Here is a 15,426-nt window from a genome sequence, read left to right on the forward strand (position 1 = left end):
AGCCCCACCGGCCGAACTACCTGGGACTGCCCCTCCACCACCGCCTTCGGCGGCGGTCCCCAGCGTCGGGTCGATCATGCCCCCGGCATGATCTTGAACTGCCGGGGGCAGTTCAACCCGACACTCCGAGCAAGCTCGGAGAGGACAAGGGGATCGCTTGCCTTATGTCCGGATCGGGCGCATGTCGGGCCATGCGTTGGTGGGTTGTCCTGGCCTTGCCCTTATCCGCCGCTTCGGCGCAGGACGCGCCTGTTGGCGTCGATCCGATCGACCCGCTGGCCCAGGAAATCGCCTTCGTCACCGATCTGACGCGGATGACGGTGCCCGTGTCGCTGGCGGGGGCGGGACCGTTCCGCTTCATCGTCGATACGGGGGCGGAGCGCACCGTCGTCAGCCACGAACTCGCGCGCAAGCTGCGCCTGCCGCCGGGGCGGGTCGTCCGGCTGACCGCGATGACGGGGACGACGTCGGTGGGCACGGTCATCATCCCCTCGCTCAGCGTCGGTGCGCTCACCGCGACCGGCCAACCGCGGATCGAGGCGCCGGCGCTGTCCGCGGTGGACCTCGGCGCGCTGGGCATCCTGGGGCTCGACACGTTGCAGGGGCGCAAGGTGACGATCGACTTCGACACGCAGACGATGACGGTCACCCCGTCGATCAAGCGGCGGTCGCCGCCGGCGGCCAGCGACGAGATCGTGGTGCGCGCGCGATCGGTCTTCGGGCAATTGGTGGTGACCGACGCGCGCTATCGCGGGCAGACGGTGCGGGTGATCCTGGATACCGGCTCCGTCGTCAGCATGGGCAATGCGGCGCTGCGCGAACGCCTGGCGCGCGCGGATCGCAAGCGCGACAAGCCGATTGAGCTGGTCAGCGTGACCGGAGAGACGTTGCAGGCGGGCTATACGCAGATCGGGCGCGTTTCCCTGGGCGACATCGTCTTCGACAATCTGCCCGTCGCCTTTGCCGATGCCGCTCCGTTCGCCAAGTTCGGGCTGGTCGAGCGGCCCGCGATGCTGCTGGGGATGGACGCGCTGAGACTCTTCCGCCGGGTAGATATAGATTTCGTCAATCGCGAGGTGCGCCTGCGCAAACCGCGCAACATGCGAACCGCCAACTGAGTTGCCAGCCGCCGTGCAGGCGTTACGCTGCGGGCAAACGGGTTGGAGACGGTGATGCGCGGATGGATGTTGGGGATGGCGGCGGCGGCGATGCCGTGCGTGGCACATGCGCAGGCGCGACCCGATCAGCAGGCGTTCTTCGGGCTTTATAAGGAACTGGTCGAGACCGACACGACGCTGTCGGCGGGAAGCTGTACCCAGGCGGCGGCGCAGATCGGCGCACGGCTGAAAGCGGCGGGCTTCGCCGATGCCGACATCGTGCCGTTTTCGGTGCCCGAGCATCCCAAGGAGGGCGGCATCGTCGCGGTGCTGAAGGGCGCGGATGCTCAGGCGAAACCGGTGCTGCTGCTCGGCCATCTCGATGTGGTCGAGGCCAAGCGCGCCGACTGGGCACGCGATCCGTTCAAGCTGGTCGAGGAAGACGGCTATTATTACGCGCGCGGCACCGTCGACGACAAGGCGATGGCCGCGGTGTGGGCGGATACGCTGATCCGGCTGAAGCAGGCGGGAAAGCCGCCCAGGCGCACGATCAAGCTGGCGCTGACCTGCGGCGAGGAAACGACCTTCGCGTGGAACGGCGCGCAGTGGCTGGTGGCGAACAGGCGCGACCTGATCGACGCCGAATTCGCGCTGAACGAAGGTGGCGGCGGGCGCACCGAACAGGACGGCACGAGGAAGTTGCTCGCGGTCCAGGTCGGCGAGAAGGCGGCGCAGAATTATACTCTCACTGCGACCAACGCCGGCGGGCACAGTTCGGTGCCCAAACCCGACAACGCGATCTACGAACTCGCCGACGCGGTGAAGGCGGTGCAGGGATACGACTTCCCGGCGCGCTTCACCGACACCACGCGGGCGTTCTTCAAGGCGAGCGCGGCGACGATGCCGCCGCAGGCGCAGGAGGCGGTCGCGAGGCTGCTCGCCAATCCGCAGGACGCGCAGGCCGATGCGATCGTCAGCCGCGATGCGACGCTGCATTCGACGTTGCGCACGACCTGCGTCGCGACGCTGCTGAACGCCGGCCATGCCGAGAACGCGCTGCCGCAGAAGGCGGCCGCCAACGTCAATTGCCGCATCTTTCCCGGCGAGACGGTCGACGCCACGCTCGCGCAGCTCCAGCGGCTGGCCGGGCCGAAGGTAAAGGTGACCGCCAACCAGCCGGTGCGCCCGACCGCGGTTCCGCCGACGCTGGACCCCAAGATCATCGGGCCGATGAAGGCGTTGGCCGCAAAGCATTTTCCGGGCCTGCCGCTGGTGCCGCTGATGTCGACGGGGGCGACGGACGGGGTGTTCTTTGGCGGCATCGGCATGCCCGTCTATGGCGCGCCGGGCATCTTTATCGACAAGGACATGGGTGGCATCCACGGACTGAACGAACGCATCCGCGTGAAATCGCTCTATGACGGCCGGGACTATCTCTTCGATCTGGTGAAGGCTTATGCGGGATAGCGCGAGGGGCAAGCGCGTGATGCTTGAACCTGATCCGTTCGTCCTGAGGAGGGACTGAGCGCAGGCGAAGGCCCGTCTCGAAGGACAGTGGGTCTCACCTGTCCTTCGAGACGCCGCTTCGACTTCGCTCAGCGGCTCCTCAGGACGTCAAGTCATCACGCCCTAAACGCGTTCGACCGCGTTCACCGCGTCGGCGGCCCTCAATCCTGCCATCAGCCGCATCAGCTGCGGCAGATCGTGGACCTCGACGTCGATCGTGTTGGTGTGGAAACCGGTGTCGCGATTGTCGAGCCGCAGGTTGATGATGTTGGCCTTGTGCGCGCCGATCACAGTGGCGATCACACCGAGTGCGCCGGGTTCGTTGCGGACCTCGATCGAGATGCGCGCGACGGCCCCCTCGGTCTCGCCCCAGGACACGTCGACCCAGTCGGTCTCGCTTTCCGCCCGCTCGGCGAGTTCGGACAGGACCGCGCAGGTGATGACATGGACCTCGATCCCCGCATCGGGGCGCCTGAGCCCGACGATCCGGTCGCCGGGCACGGGGTGGCAGCATTGCGCGAGGTCATAGGCGACCCCGGCGGTCAGCCCGCGGATCGAGATCGCGCTCTTCTGCGGTGCCAGCGCATGGCCGACATCGCCCCCGGCCGCGCCGGGCATCAGCGACTCCATGACCTGCGCATCCGATAGCGTCCGCCGCGCGATGGCGATCAGCAGCGCGGGTTCGTCGGGCAGTTTCAGCCGCTGGAGCGCATGCGCCAGCGCGTCGGCGCCGATCTGCGCGGGCAGGCGGTGGACGATGTCGTCCAGGAGCTTGCGTCCGAGCTTCAACTGCTCGTCGCGCTCGGTATGGCGCAGGTGGCGGCGGATCGAGGCCAGCGCCTTGCCCGTAATTGCGAAGTTCAGCCAGTTGGGCTGGGGCGTCTGCCCCTTGGATCGCAGGATCTGTACCTGGTCGCCGTTTTCGATGATCGTTTTCAGCGGCACCACCCGGCCGTTTATCTTGGCGCCGACCGCCTGATCGCCGAGATCGGTGTGGACGCCGTAAGCGAAGTCCACCGGGGTCGCGCCCTTGGGCAATTGGATCAATTCGCCCTTGGGGGTGAAGGCGAAGATGCGATCCTGATACATCGCCATGCGCGTGTGTTCGAGCAGTTCCTCGGGCGAGGCCGCGGTATCGAGGATTTCGACGAGGTCGCGAATCCAGCTGGTCTGGTTCCCGGCCTTCACCTTGTCCTTATAGGCCCAGTGGGCCGCGACGCCGAACTCCGCTTCCGCGTGCATCTCGGGCGTGCGGATCTGGATTTCGATCCGCGCATTGCCGGCGTGGATCACCGATGTGTGCAGCGAGCGATAGCCGTTGCGCTTGGGGGTGGAGATGTAATCCTTGAACCGTCCCGGCACCATCGGCCAGCGCCGGTGGATCAGCCCCATCGCGCGGTAGCAATCCTCGACCGTGGGAACGATCGCGCGAAACGCCATGACGTCGGACAATTGTTCGAAGCTGATGTGGCGCTCGGCCATCTTGCGCCAGATCGAATAGGGATGTTTCTCGCGCCCCTCGACCTGCGCATCGACCCCGGCGCGGGTCAGCAGCAGCGTGAGGCCGGAGGCGATCATGGCGATCTTGTCGCCCCCGCCGATCTTCAGCTGTTCGAGGCGGCGGCTGATCGATTCATACGCCTCCGGCTCGATCTGCTGAAAGGCGAGCGTCTGCATCTCCTTCATGAACTCGTACATGCCGATCCGCTCCGCGAGCGGCGCGTAGATGTCCATCGTCTCGCGCGCGATGCGGCGGCGCTTTTCGGGCTTCGCGATGTGATGCAGCGTGCGCATGTTGTGGAGCCGGTCGGCCAGCTTGACCAGCAGCACGCGGATGTCGTCCGACATCGCCAGCAGGAACTTGCGCAGATTCTCCGCGGCGCGCGCCGTCTCGGTCTGCGCCTCGATCTTGCTGAGCTTGGTGACGCCATCGACCAGGCGCGCGACGGCGGGGCCGAACAGCCGCGCGATCTCCTCCGGCGTGGCGACGGTATCCTCGATGGTGTCGTGCAGTATCGCGGTGGCGATCGTCTCGTCATCGAGGTGGAGGTCGGTGAGGATTCCGGCCACCTCGATCGGGTGGCTGAAATACGGATCGCCGGACGCGCGCTTCTGGGAACCGTGGGCGTGCATCGAAAAGACGTAGGCGCGGTTCAGCAACGCCTCGTCGGCTTCCGGATCGTAGTCTAGAACCCGATCGACCAGTTCATATTGCCGCAGCACGTCCCCTCAATGGGGCGGCGTGCCGCGGCAATGCAACAATTTCCTGATTTACTTCGCGGCGACCGCGACCCGGCCGGCGACCTTGGCGTTGCACTTGGCGAGCGCATCGGCATCGAGCGGCTTGCCGGCGACCGAGAAGCCGGCGAGCGGGCCGGCGCGATCGGCGACCAGCTGGCACAGGATCGCAGGGCGCTCGGGCGCCTGGGCGGCGACGAGCGACGCACCCTGGATTTGCCACGAGGTCGACCGCGTGATGACCGGCTTCGCCGGGGCCGCGACGGGGGTGGCGACATAATAGGCGCCAGCCTGCGCGTGGGCGGCCGTTGCGCCGAACAGGGTGGCCGAGGCGAAGAGGGCGGCGGCGATCATCGAGCCAGTGGCGGCGTTCGAGACGATCTTCATGACGTTCCTCCTGAAACTAGGTTGCTGAACGCTACCTAACGGAATAGGTTTCCAGTTGCAACTAGAAACGTATATTTATTTGGGCCGGTCAGGCGAAGTGGGTTACGCTGGCGCGTTAGCGGCCAAGAGGATGATTGATGGGCAAATTGCGCGAACCGCTGATGGAATGCAGCCTGCCCGCGGCGCTGGAGTCGATGGGTGAGCGCTGGTCGTTCCTGATCCTGCGCGCGTCGTTCAACGGCCTGCATCATTTCGAGGAGTTCCAGTCCGAACTCGGCATCGCGCGCAACATCCTGGCAAACCGGCTCGGGCGCCTTGTCGAACACGGCATCATGAAGCGCGAGACGATCGCCGCGGATCGCCGCAAGATTGCGTATGCGCTGACCGACAAGGGTTTCGCGCTGCTGCCGACGATGGTCGCGCTGCGCCAATGGGGCGAGCGATGGGAGACGTGTGTTCCCGCCTTTCCCATCCTGGTCGACGAACGCGATCGCCGGCCGATCCAGCAGGTGTCGGTACTGTCCCACGACGGGCGCGTGCTGGGCAAGCACGACCTGATCTGGGCATTGCCCGGCGACGTGGCGCGCGACGAGGATCAGGCGCAGGCGGCGGCGTGACCCGCTATCTTCCCGCGAATCGCTTACGACGCGGGCAAACACGGCCGCGACCGGCGCCGTTCAACCGATCGTGGCCCATGCGCCACGCAGATCTTCGACGAAGCGCGCGAACTCGTCCTCGGCTTGTGCCTTGTCGGGCAGGCGGAGCAGGTAGCTGGGGTGGACGGTGATCCAGGCGGTGCCGCCGCCGTCGCCTTGGTCGTCCGGCAGGGTCATCGGGTGCCCGCGTTCGCGGCCGATGGTGACGACCCGGCCGAACAGCGAGCGCGCCGCGGTGGCGCCGAGCGCGACGGTGACCTGCGGGCGGACGAGCATCCGTTCCTGTTCGATCCACCAGCGACACGCCTCGATCTCGCCGGCGCCGGGTTTGGCGTGGATGCGGCGTTTGCCGCGCTGTTCGAACTTGAAGTGCTTCACCGCATTGGTGACGTAGGTGCGTGAGCGATCGACGCCCGCGACGCCGAGCGCGCGGTCGAAAAGCTGGCCTGCGGGACCGACGAAGGGACGGCCCGCCAGATCCTCCTGGTCGCCGGGCTGTTCGCCGACGAACATCATCGCGGCGTCCACCGGCCCTTCGCCGAACACCGTCTGCGTCGCGGGCTTGTAGAGCGGACAGCGGGTGCAGCCCTTCGCCTCGTCGCGCAGCGCCTCCCACGCGATCTGGCTGTTGCCGCCGATGTCTTCGCGCGCTTTGGCGATCATGCCCGATTCCCGTGCCTGCGCGCCGGCGATCAGCGCCGGCACCAACGCGGTTTCGGGCATGTTTTTCCAATATTTGCGGGGCATTTCCTTCAACATCGCGCCGATCTTCACCCGCGCGGGATTGAAGACGCTGGCGTAATAGGTCTTCCATACCTCTTCGACGGGATCGCCCTCGGGCGCATCGGCCTTGGTCGCGCCCGGCCCTTCGCTCAGCACGGCGCCATCCCAGTGGAGCGATACGTCGGGGGTCAGGATCGACCAGCGCATGCTGGCAAAGCGGTTGACGAAGAAGGCGGCGTTGGCGCGGACGATATGGTGATCGGGTTCGAACCAGGCGACGTAGCGGGTGGTGTCGCCGTCGGGCGCTTCCCGGAACCGCAGGAAGGCGCGCATCTTGTGGATGTCGCGGCGGACATCCTTGGCGAAACGATCGAGCTTGCGGACCAGAGGGTCGGCGCGGTCGTCGATCAGGCGCGGCTCGAAGCGCAGGCGTGCGAGCAGGGTGTAGAGGAGCGCGAACCGCTCCGGCTCGCGCGACAGCACGACGCTGCGCGCCAGGTCGAGGAAGGCGCGCGGCACGGTGAAGGCGGGTCCGGGTGGTGGCGGCGGGGTGGGTTCATCCGCGGCGAACAGGTCGGTGGGGGCATCGCCGACTTGCCATATGACGTTCTCCGGCGGGGTCGCGTCGGAGAAGAGCGCGCGGGCGGCGTCGCGCCATGCGTCGAAATCGTCGGGCTGGGGGAGGGTGACGACGCGCATGATCTAATTCCTCCCCGGCACGGGGAGGGGGACCAGTCGCAGGCTGGTGGAGGGGGCGTGCAGCAGGCGGGGCGCGCGCGGAAAGGCCCCTCCACCATTCGCTTCGCGAACGGTCCCCCTCCCCGTGCCGGGGAGGAATGACGCGCCCGCAATCACGCCGCGAACAATTCCAGTTGCTGCTTCTTGGGCGCGACCAGCGGGCGGAGTTCGGCCCGTAACTCGGCCTTGTCCGACAGCGCGATCGGGCGCCAGTCGTCGGCGATCAGGAACGGGCGGACCTTGGCGACCGACACGGTCAGCCGGGCGACGTCATCCAGGCGCAGGCGGCGCCAGCGGCGGCTGGTGAGGATCGCGTCCACCGCCTTCACCCCGAGACCCGGCACCCGCAGCAGCATCTCGCGCGGGGCACGGTTGACGTCGACGGGGAAATGCGCGCGAAACTTCAGCGCCCAGGCTAGTTTGGGGTCGATATCGAGCGGCAACATGCCGGTGGCGTCGTCGGCCGCGGCGACGACTTCATGCGGCTGATAATCGTAGAAGCGCATCAGCCAGTCGGACTGATAGAGCCGGTGTTCGCGCATCAGCGGCGGGCGCTGGAGCGGCAGCACCGCGCTGGCGTCCGGAATCGGGCTGAAGGCGGAATAATAGACGCGGCGCAGGCCGAAGCGATCGTAGAGCGACGACGCCTTGCGCACGATGTCGCCATCGGTCGCCGCATCCGCGCCGACGATCATCTGGGTCGATTGCCCGGCGGGCGCAAACTTTGGGGCCGATTTGTAGCGCTTGGTCGCGTCCTTGCCATCGAGGATCGCGGTCTTCGCCTCCCCCATCGCGTTTTCGATGCGGATCGCGTCCTTCTCCGGGGCCAGGCGCTTCAGACCGCCGACGGTCGGCAGTTCGACGTTGATCGAGATGCGATCGGCGTAGAGGCCCGCCTGATGAACGAGTTCCGGATCGGCATCGGGAATCGTCTTGAGGTGGATATAGCCGCGGAAATGATGATCCTCGCGCAGCGACCGCGCGACCTCGACCAGTTGCTCCATCGTATAGTTGGACGAGGCGATGATGCCCGAGGAGAGGAACAGCCCCTCGATATAATTGCGGCGGTAGAAGCTGAGCGTGAGGTTCACGATCTCCTGCGGCGTGAAGCGCGCGCGGCGGACGTTCGAGCTTTTGCGGTTGATGCAATAATGGCAATCGAAGATGCAGCTGTTGGTCAGCAGGATCTTGAGCAGCGAGATGCAGCGGCCATCGGGGGCATAGGCATGGCAGATGCCCATCCCCTCGGTCGAGCCGATTCCCTTGCCATCGCGCGAGTTGCGCTTTGCAGTGCCCGACGAGGCGCATGAGGCGTCATATTTGGCGGCATCCGCGAGGATTTCCAGCTTCTTACGGGTATCCAGCTGGGCCATGTGTTCGATATACGTTCCCGGCCGCGGATCGGCAAGGGTCGCCGCAGGCTGGGCGTCAGGCTCCGGCCGCCTTCAACGCCTTTTCGACGTCGGGCCAGCTGATGCCGTCGATCTTGTTGCCGTTGACCAGCAGAGTCGGCGTGCCCGTCACCGTGCCGTCGGCGCCGCGATCCTGGGTGACCTTGGTGATCGCGTCGAGCGTCTTCTGATCGGCCAGGCAGGCGCGGGCCTTGGCATCGGGAAGGCCGCGCTGCTTCATGAAGTCGATGCCGCCGATCGCCTCGGTCCAGCCGGTGACCGCATCTGTGGGGGCGCGGCTCTGAAGCGCTTGCTGCTGCGCCGGGCTGACCGCCATCATCGCCTGGTTGAGCGCGTCCTGATTGGCATAGGTCTGTTCGAGCACCACGAAGAACGCCGCCTTGTCCGCGCAGCGCGCGAGCGCGGCAAGCCCGAGTTCGGCGGGGCCGTGGATGAGGAAGTCGCGAAATTCGAAGCTGACCTTGCCGGTCGAAACGTAGTTCTTGATGAGCGGTTCGAAGCCGGTGGTGGCAAAGCCCTTGCACGCCGGGCACAGCCGCGCGCCATATTCGACGAGCTTGACCGGCGCGTCCGGGTTGCCGAGCAGGTAGCCCTCGTCGGTCTTGGCCACCGTCTCCGCCCATGGCTGGTTGGCGGGTGCGGTCACCGCGGCCACCGGCGCGGCGGACGTGACGTTGCCGCCGTCGCCGCCGGAACAAGCCGCGAGCGCCAGCGTGGGGGCAAGGAACTTCAGCACGGACTTCATGGCTTCACTCCGAAAGATCATTTGGCGCCGGCGGTACGTAGCGCGGGTTCCAGCGCGCTCCACGATGCGGTGCGCGGCACGATGCGGCCGTTGATATAGAAAGTGGGCGTGCCGGGAATGTCGCGGGGCGCGGCGGCGGTCATTGCGGTGATCCTGGCGATCCCGGCATCGTCGGCAAAGCACGCCGCCACCGCGGGTTCGGAGAGACCGCGCGCCTTCACCAGCGCGGTCAGCCCCGATCCGTCGGCGAGCACGCGGAGCTGATCGGTCTGCGAATACAGCGCCAGGTGGCTGCCGTTCAGCTGCTGGAATTGCGCGCCACGGGCGAGCCAATCGTCCTGCGCGGCGAAGATCGCGGCGGACGTGGCGAAGAACCGCTGCCGCCCCGTGCAGCGCGCAAGGATGGCGGCGGAGAGATCGAGGCTGTCGCGCACGATATGGCGCACCTCCAGGCTGGTCGAGCCGGAGCGGATCATCCGCCCTTTGAGCACCGCATCCGATTCGCGCGAGAAGGCCGCGCAATGGTTGCAGGTGTAGCTGGCATATTCGACGAGCTTCACCCGTGCCTGCGGATTGCCCAGGACATAGGCGCCGGCGGGAGTGGCCGTGACGGTCGCGGTCCAGTCGCGCGGGCGCGCGGCGCCGGACAGCAGGATTGCGGCGAGAGCGAGCAGGGTGCGCATCGTCATCCGATCCGGGGCAGTCCGCTGGACGCGGCGACGCCGGCCGCGAGCGATTCGAGCACGGCCTTCAGTTCGGGATCGGCGATCGTCTTCAGGCTGTCGCCGAGTTCCTGCGGCACGACGCGAATCGACGGCGGCGCACGGCGCGGCTCGCGCCTGGCGATTTCGCCCTGGCGGATGACGATGCGCGCCACCGCGGTATAGCCGAAGAAGCGGTTCACCCGCTCCGCGATCTCGGGCGTGATGTGCTGCATCATCGGGGCGAAGGCGCCGCGCACGACCAAAGTCAGGATGCCGTCCTGCTTCTTGCCCATCGGAAAGCGGATCGATTCGGGGTGGCTGGCGGCGGCATATCGTTCCCCCACGATCTCCGGCCAGCGGCTGACGATCGCGCTCTGCACGAAGCCGAATCGCCGGAACGCCGCGCCGCTGATCGCGGGCAGCAGTTCGGACACCGCGCGCGAACGGTTGGCGCGCACAGGTTCGTCTTTAGGGGCGCTCGGCCGCTTGCTCATGCGCGCTGCCATGCCATAGCGAATGGGTGGACGCAAAGCGCTCTTCAACGTCGGATCGGCTGTTGCACTGGTATGATGCGCACCGGCGCGACCTGCCGTGGCGCGCGAAGCCGGGGGAGGTGGCGGACCCGTATCGTGTGTGGCTGTCGGAGGTCATGCTCCAGCAGACGACGGTCGCGGCGGTGCGGCCGCGGTTCGAATCGTGGGTCGCGCGCTGGCCGACCTTTGCCGCGCTGGCCGCCGCCGAGGATACCGACGTCATGGCTGCCTGGGCAGGGCTGGGCTATTATGCGCGCGCGCGCAATCTGCTGGCCGCGGCCAAGGCGGTGGTGGCCGAGCATGGCGGAGCGTTTCCGCGGACCGAGGCGGCGCTGCGCAATTTGCCGGGACTGGGCGCCTATACCGCCGCGGCGGTGGCGGCGATCGCGTTCGGGGAGCGCGCGGTGGTGGTCGATGCCAATGTCGAGCGGGTGGTGGCGCGGGTGTTCGCGATTGCCACGCCGCTGCCCGCCGCGCGCCCCGCGATCCGCGCCGCTGCCGATGCGATCACGCCCGACCTGCGCGCGGGCGACTTCGCCCAGGGCATGATGGACCTGGGCAGCGCGATCTGCACGGTGCGGGCGCCGAAATGCCTGCTCTGTCCGCTCCGTGAGGTCTGCGCAGGCTTCGCCACCGGCAGGCCCGAAGCCTTTCCGGCGCGGGCCGCGAAAAAGGCCAAGCCGCAGCGTTACGGCACGATCTTCTGGCTCGAACGGTCGGGGGAGGTACTGCTCGTCCGGCGGCCGGCGAAGGGGCTGCTGGGTGGCATGCGTGCGCTGCCGACCGGGCCGTGGGCGGAGGCGCCGCCGGGGCTGGACGGCGCGCCGGGGCAGGCCGACTGGCGCCTGATCGACGGGGGCGTGCGCCACGGATTCACGCATTTCGACCTCGATCTCGCGCTTGCGGTCGCGCAGGTGGAGGCGCACACACCCGCCCCGGACGAACTGTGGTGGCGGATCGCGACGTTGGCGCAAGCGGGGCTGCCGACGGTATTCGCCAAGGCCGCGCAGGCGATAAGGAGCGACGCATGAGGACAGCATATCGACTGGCCGCCACGGCCGTGATGGCACTGGCGGCGACGGTGGCGATCGGACAGGCGCAGCGCCGTCCACCGATGACCGTCCAGGGCGATCCGCCGAAACCCGCCAGCCCACCCGTCGCCATATCCGGATCGACGCTCCTGCCCGCTACCCAGGCGCTGTTCGACGGCTATGTCCGATCGGCCAAGATGCCCGGCATCGTCGGTGCGTTCGGTGTGGGCGATCTGCCCACGCAATTCGTGACCGCAGGAAGGCAGGGGCTGGAACCCGGCCAGCGCGCCGCCGATGCGGACACGCTGTGGCGGGTGTATTCGATGACCAAGCCGGTCACCGGCATGGCCGCGATGATGCTGGTCGAGGACGGCAAGATGGCGCTGGACCAGCCGATCGCCGACTTCCTTCCCGCGTTCCGCCGGATGACGGTGCTGACCGACCCGGACGGCTCGCTTGCCAGCCGTCCGGCGGCGCGGCCGATCACGATCCGCCACCTGCTGACCCATACCGCGGGGCTGGGCTACAACATCGTCACCAAGGGGCCGCTGCTGAAGGAATATGAGCGGCTGGGGATTCTGCCGGGCACGGTCAACGTGGCTGTCGAGGCACAGGCGCGCAAGGTGCGCCCGACCTCGCTCCAGGCCTTTGCCGCGCGGGTCGCGACGCTGCCGCTGATCGCCGATCCGGGGACGAAATGGAGCTATTCGATCGGCCTCGACCTGATGGGCGCGGTGATCGAGAAGGCGAGCGGCATGTCGTTCGAGCGTTTCGTGCAGACGCGGATCTTCACCCCGCTCAAGATGAACCACAGCTATTGGCAGGTGCCGCGCGATCGGCAGGCGTGGCTGGCGACCAACTACACCTTCGTCGGCGACCGGCTGATACCGCTCGATCCGGCGGCGACCTCGACCTTCCTCGATGCACCGAGCTTTCCCTATGGCGGCGCAGGCCTGGTGATGTCGGCGCGCGATTATGACCGGTTCCTCCACATGCTGCAGAACGAGGGGCAGCTTGACGGGGCGCGGGTGATGAAGGCGGAGACCGCGCGTCTCGCGATGTCGAACCTGTTGCCGCAAGGCGTCTTCTTCACCGGCATCGGCGGCGGCACCGGGGGCACGCAGGCAGCCGCACTGGGCTTCGGCGCCGGCGGATCGGTGTATCTCGTCGATCGGCCGGGGGGATCGGGCAAGGGCACCTATGGCTGGGGCGGCGCGGCCGGAACGATCGCCTGGGTCGATCGGGGGCGGCGGATGCGCGGCACGGTGATGGTCAATTACTTCCCCGCCGAACGCTGGCCCACGCGCGCCGAGATACCGGCGGCGCTGGCGAAGGATGCAGGCCGGTTCACGGCGCGATGATCGGCTTCACGGGGGGCACGCTCGACCGTGCCGACCGGCTGCGGCACGATCCCCAGGCGCTGGCGGCGGCGATGGGGGACTGGCGCGCACGGCTGCTGACGCTGCGCGATTATGTGCCCGAGGTGACCGACGACGGGCGGCTCGGCTGGACGACGCTGGCCGATGCGCCCGAGGACGCCGAACTCGTCCTGCTCGGGCTGGACGGCGGGCGGCCGTGCTTCGCGGCGCTGACCGGCGCACCTGCACCCGCCGCACGATCGCCCACGCTGTTCGCGATGCTCGATTCGCTGGCGGCGGGGGAGGCGGCGACCTATGCGGCGGCGCGCGCGGTGCTCGACTGGCATGCGCGGCACGGGTTCTGCGCGAACTGCGGCCACGCGACGGCGCTGTTCCGGGCCGGCTGGGGGCGGCGATGCGAGGGGTGTGCGACCGAGCATTTCCCGCGCACCGATCCGGTCGTCATCATGATCGCCGAGCATGACGGGCGCGCACTGCTCGGGCGGCAGCCGGCGTGGCCGCAGGGGCGCTATTCGGCGCTCGCCGGGTTCCTGGAGCCGGGTGAATCGATCGAGGAGGCGGTGGCGCGCGAGATCGGCGAGGAGGCCGGGGTGGCGGTGCGCGACGTCCGTTATGTCGCCAGCCAGCCGTGGCCGTTCCCGTCGTCGCTGATGATCGCGTGCGTCGCGACCGCCGAAGCCGACGCGATCACGCTCGACACCAACGAGCTGGAGGATGCGATCTGGGTGCCGCGCGATGTGGTGCAGCGCGTGCTGGCGGGCGGGGACGGCCCGTTCCTGCCCCCGCCGCGCTATGCGATCGCGCATACTCTGCTGACGGCCTGGGCGGAGCAGGGATAGCCGTTTCCCCGCGCTGGCGCTTCTTCCCGCCGGCGCTACACCATCCAAGAAACGACAGGGGCCTGACCAATGCTACGATCCGCGCTCGCCGCACTTCTGCTCACCGCCGCCCTGCCCGCAGCCGCGCAGACCGCGCCGGCGGTGGTAAAGGTCACGTATATCCACGCCGGCGCGTTGCTCGACCGGCCGGGCCAGCCGCCGCGCGGGGCGAGCACCATCGTGGTCCGCGACGGCAAAATCGCCGAGGTCCGCGACGGCCTGGTCGCGCCCGAGGCGGGGGCCGCGCTGATCGACCTGAAATCCGAATTCGTCCTGCCGGGGCTGATCGACATGCACGTCCACCTGTGGGGCATCGGCGGCGATCCGATGCGGGCGCGGCTGGGGGCGCTGACCACCGACGACGAGGATACGATGCTCCAGGCGATCGTCAACGCGCGGGTGACGCTGAACGCCGGCTTCACGACGGTGCGTGATCTGGGCGGCAGTCCGCGCGGCATGCGGGCGCTGGCGCAGGGCATCGCGCGCGGCGATGTCGAGGGGCCGACGATCGTCCAGGCGGGGCGTGGCATCACGATCACCGGCGGGCACGGTGACGGCGCCAATGGTCTGGCCGAAACCTGGGCGGAGGCGGTGCATGCGCACCAGCTCAACACCTGCGACGGCCCCGACGATTGTCGCCGTGCGGTGCGCGCGCAGATCGGGCTGGGCGCGCAGGTCATCAAGTTCATGGCGACGGGCGGGGTGCTGTCGAACGTCGCGGGCGGGCTGGGCCGGGCGATGACTCCGCAAGAAATGCAGGCGATCATCGATACCGCGCATGGCTTCGGCCGCAAGGTCGCCGCGCACAGCCATGCCGCCGAGGGCACGAAGGCGGCGCTGGAGGCGGGGGTCGATTCGATCGATCACGGCACCTTCCTGGACGACGAGGCGATCCGGCTGTTCAAGGCCAAGGGTGCGTATCTGGTGCCGACGATGATCGCGCCCGTGGCCGCACTGGCGCAGGCACGCGGCGGGCAGCTTCCCGCCAATACGATCCCCAAGGCCGAAGCCGCTGCCGCCGCGGCCACGTCGAGCCACCGCAAGGCGTTCGCCGCGGGGGTGAAGGTCGCGTTCGGCACCGACAGCGGCGTGTCGAAGCACGGCGACAATGCCAAGGAATTCGCGCTGATGGTCGCGGCGGGGATGACACCCGCGCAGGCGATTCGCTCGGCGACGGTATCGGCCGCCGACCTGCTGGGGCGCGACGACGTCGGCACGATCCAGCCGGGCAAGACCGCAGACATCATCGCCGTCCGCGGCTCGCCGCTCGATGATGTGACGCGGCTGGAACACGTCGATTTCGTCATGCACCGCGGGGTGATTGCCAAGCCGCTCGCCCGGTAGCACTTGAGCCGGCGCGGCGCGCAGCCTAGACGCGCCGCCGCACCCTCACAGGGTT

General features: G+C 68.2%; 14 protein-coding genes. 7 read left to right on the top strand and 7 right to left on the bottom strand.

Translation table 11 applies throughout. The features are described from left to right. Positions 1-191 precede the first annotated feature (191 nt). Together VF643_RS03585 and VF643_RS03590 are read left to right on the top strand one after the other, a co-directional pair. Entirely contained in the window at positions 192-1,118 is a 927-nt protein-coding gene (locus VF643_RS03585) for a retroviral-like aspartic protease family protein (protein WP_331042001.1), read from the top strand. 54 nt (positions 1,119-1,172) lie between these two features. After that, a complete protein-coding gene (locus VF643_RS03590; protein ID WP_331042002.1) occupies positions 1,173-2,564 on the top strand; it encodes a M20/M25/M40 family metallo-hydrolase in 1,392 nt (463 codons plus the stop codon). 162 nt (positions 2,565-2,726) lie between these two features. Here the strand turns inward: VF643_RS03590 and VF643_RS03595 are convergent, their stop codons facing one another. Together VF643_RS03595 and VF643_RS03600 are read right to left on the bottom strand one after the other, a co-directional pair. Continuing rightward, positions 2,727-4,826: a bifunctional (p)ppGpp synthetase/guanosine-3',5'-bis(diphosphate) 3'-pyrophosphohydrolase gene (locus VF643_RS03595; protein ID WP_331042003.1), complete on the bottom strand. Its 2,100-nt coding sequence runs from the start codon at positions 4,824-4,826 to the stop codon at positions 2,727-2,729. Between the two features lie 48 nt (positions 4,827-4,874). After that, positions 4,875-5,228 carry a CC_3452 family protein gene (locus VF643_RS03600; protein WP_331042004.1) on the bottom strand — a complete coding sequence of 118 codons (354 nt, stop codon included), beginning with the start codon at positions 5,226-5,228 and terminating at the stop codon, positions 4,875-4,877. Between the two features lie 137 nt (positions 5,229-5,365). Between VF643_RS03600 and VF643_RS03605 the strand changes: the two genes are divergently transcribed. Then, positions 5,366-5,845 (top strand): helix-turn-helix domain-containing protein, encoded by a 480-nt coding sequence (locus VF643_RS03605; RefSeq protein ID WP_331042005.1) that lies wholly within the window; start codon positions 5,366-5,368, stop codon positions 5,843-5,845. Between the two features lie 60 nt (positions 5,846-5,905). On the opposite strand, the gene VF643_RS03610 is transcribed toward VF643_RS03605, so the two are convergent. The 5 genes from VF643_RS03610 to VF643_RS03630 all read right to left on the bottom strand — a co-directional run bounded on the left by VF643_RS03610 (position 5,906) and on the right by VF643_RS03630 (position 10,700). Continuing rightward, positions 5,906-7,306 carry a UdgX family uracil-DNA binding protein gene (locus VF643_RS03610; protein WP_331042006.1) on the bottom strand — a complete coding sequence of 467 codons (1,401 nt, stop codon included), beginning with the start codon at positions 7,304-7,306 and terminating at the stop codon, positions 5,906-5,908. 152 nt (positions 7,307-7,458) lie between these two features. After that, complete coding sequence (locus tag VF643_RS03615) at positions 7,459-8,718, bottom strand: putative DNA modification/repair radical SAM protein (RefSeq protein ID WP_331042007.1); 1,260 nt, start codon at positions 8,716-8,718, stop codon at positions 7,459-7,461. A 55-nt stretch (positions 8,719-8,773) separates the two neighbouring features. Then, positions 8,774-9,502, bottom strand: a complete 729-nt coding sequence (locus tag VF643_RS03620; protein ID WP_331042008.1) for a DsbA family protein — start codon at positions 9,500-9,502, stop codon at positions 8,774-8,776. A gap of 17 nt (positions 9,503-9,519) precedes the next feature. After that, on the bottom strand, positions 9,520-10,185 hold the full coding sequence (locus tag VF643_RS03625; protein ID WP_331042009.1) for a DsbA family protein: 666 nt from the start codon (positions 10,183-10,185) through the stop codon (positions 9,520-9,522). A 2-nt stretch (positions 10,186-10,187) separates the two neighbouring features. Further along, complete coding sequence (locus tag VF643_RS03630; protein WP_331042010.1) at positions 10,188-10,700, bottom strand: DUF721 domain-containing protein; 513 nt, start codon at positions 10,698-10,700, stop codon at positions 10,188-10,190. 59 nt (positions 10,701-10,759) lie between these two features. Between VF643_RS03630 and VF643_RS03635 the strand changes: the two genes are divergently transcribed. From VF643_RS03635 to VF643_RS03650, 4 genes are all read left to right on the top strand, one after another. Continuing rightward, the gene (locus tag VF643_RS03635; RefSeq protein WP_331042030.1) at positions 10,760-11,770 is read left to right on the top strand and encodes an A/G-specific adenine glycosylase; all 1,011 of its coding nucleotides are present in this window, start codon (positions 10,760-10,762) and stop codon (positions 11,768-11,770) included. Further along, entirely contained in the window at positions 11,767-13,131 is a 1,365-nt protein-coding gene (locus VF643_RS03640; protein ID WP_331042011.1) for a serine hydrolase domain-containing protein, read from the top strand. Before VF643_RS03635 ends, VF643_RS03640 begins: the two co-directional genes overlap by 4 nt. Then, entirely contained in the window at positions 13,128-13,988 is an 861-nt protein-coding gene (gene nudC / locus VF643_RS03645) for an NAD(+) diphosphatase (protein ID WP_331042012.1), read from the top strand. The genes VF643_RS03640 and nudC overlap by 4 nt, the downstream gene beginning before the upstream one ends. Before the next feature lie 69 nt (positions 13,989-14,057). Further along, a complete protein-coding gene (locus VF643_RS03650; protein ID WP_331042013.1) occupies positions 14,058-15,371 on the top strand; it encodes an amidohydrolase family protein in 1,314 nt (437 codons plus the stop codon). Positions 15,372-15,426 lie beyond the last annotated feature (55 nt).

It is taken from the genome of Sphingomonas sp. (genome assembly GCF_036387595.1).
Classification (GTDB): Bacteria; Pseudomonadota; Alphaproteobacteria; order Sphingomonadales; family Sphingomonadaceae; genus Sphingomonas.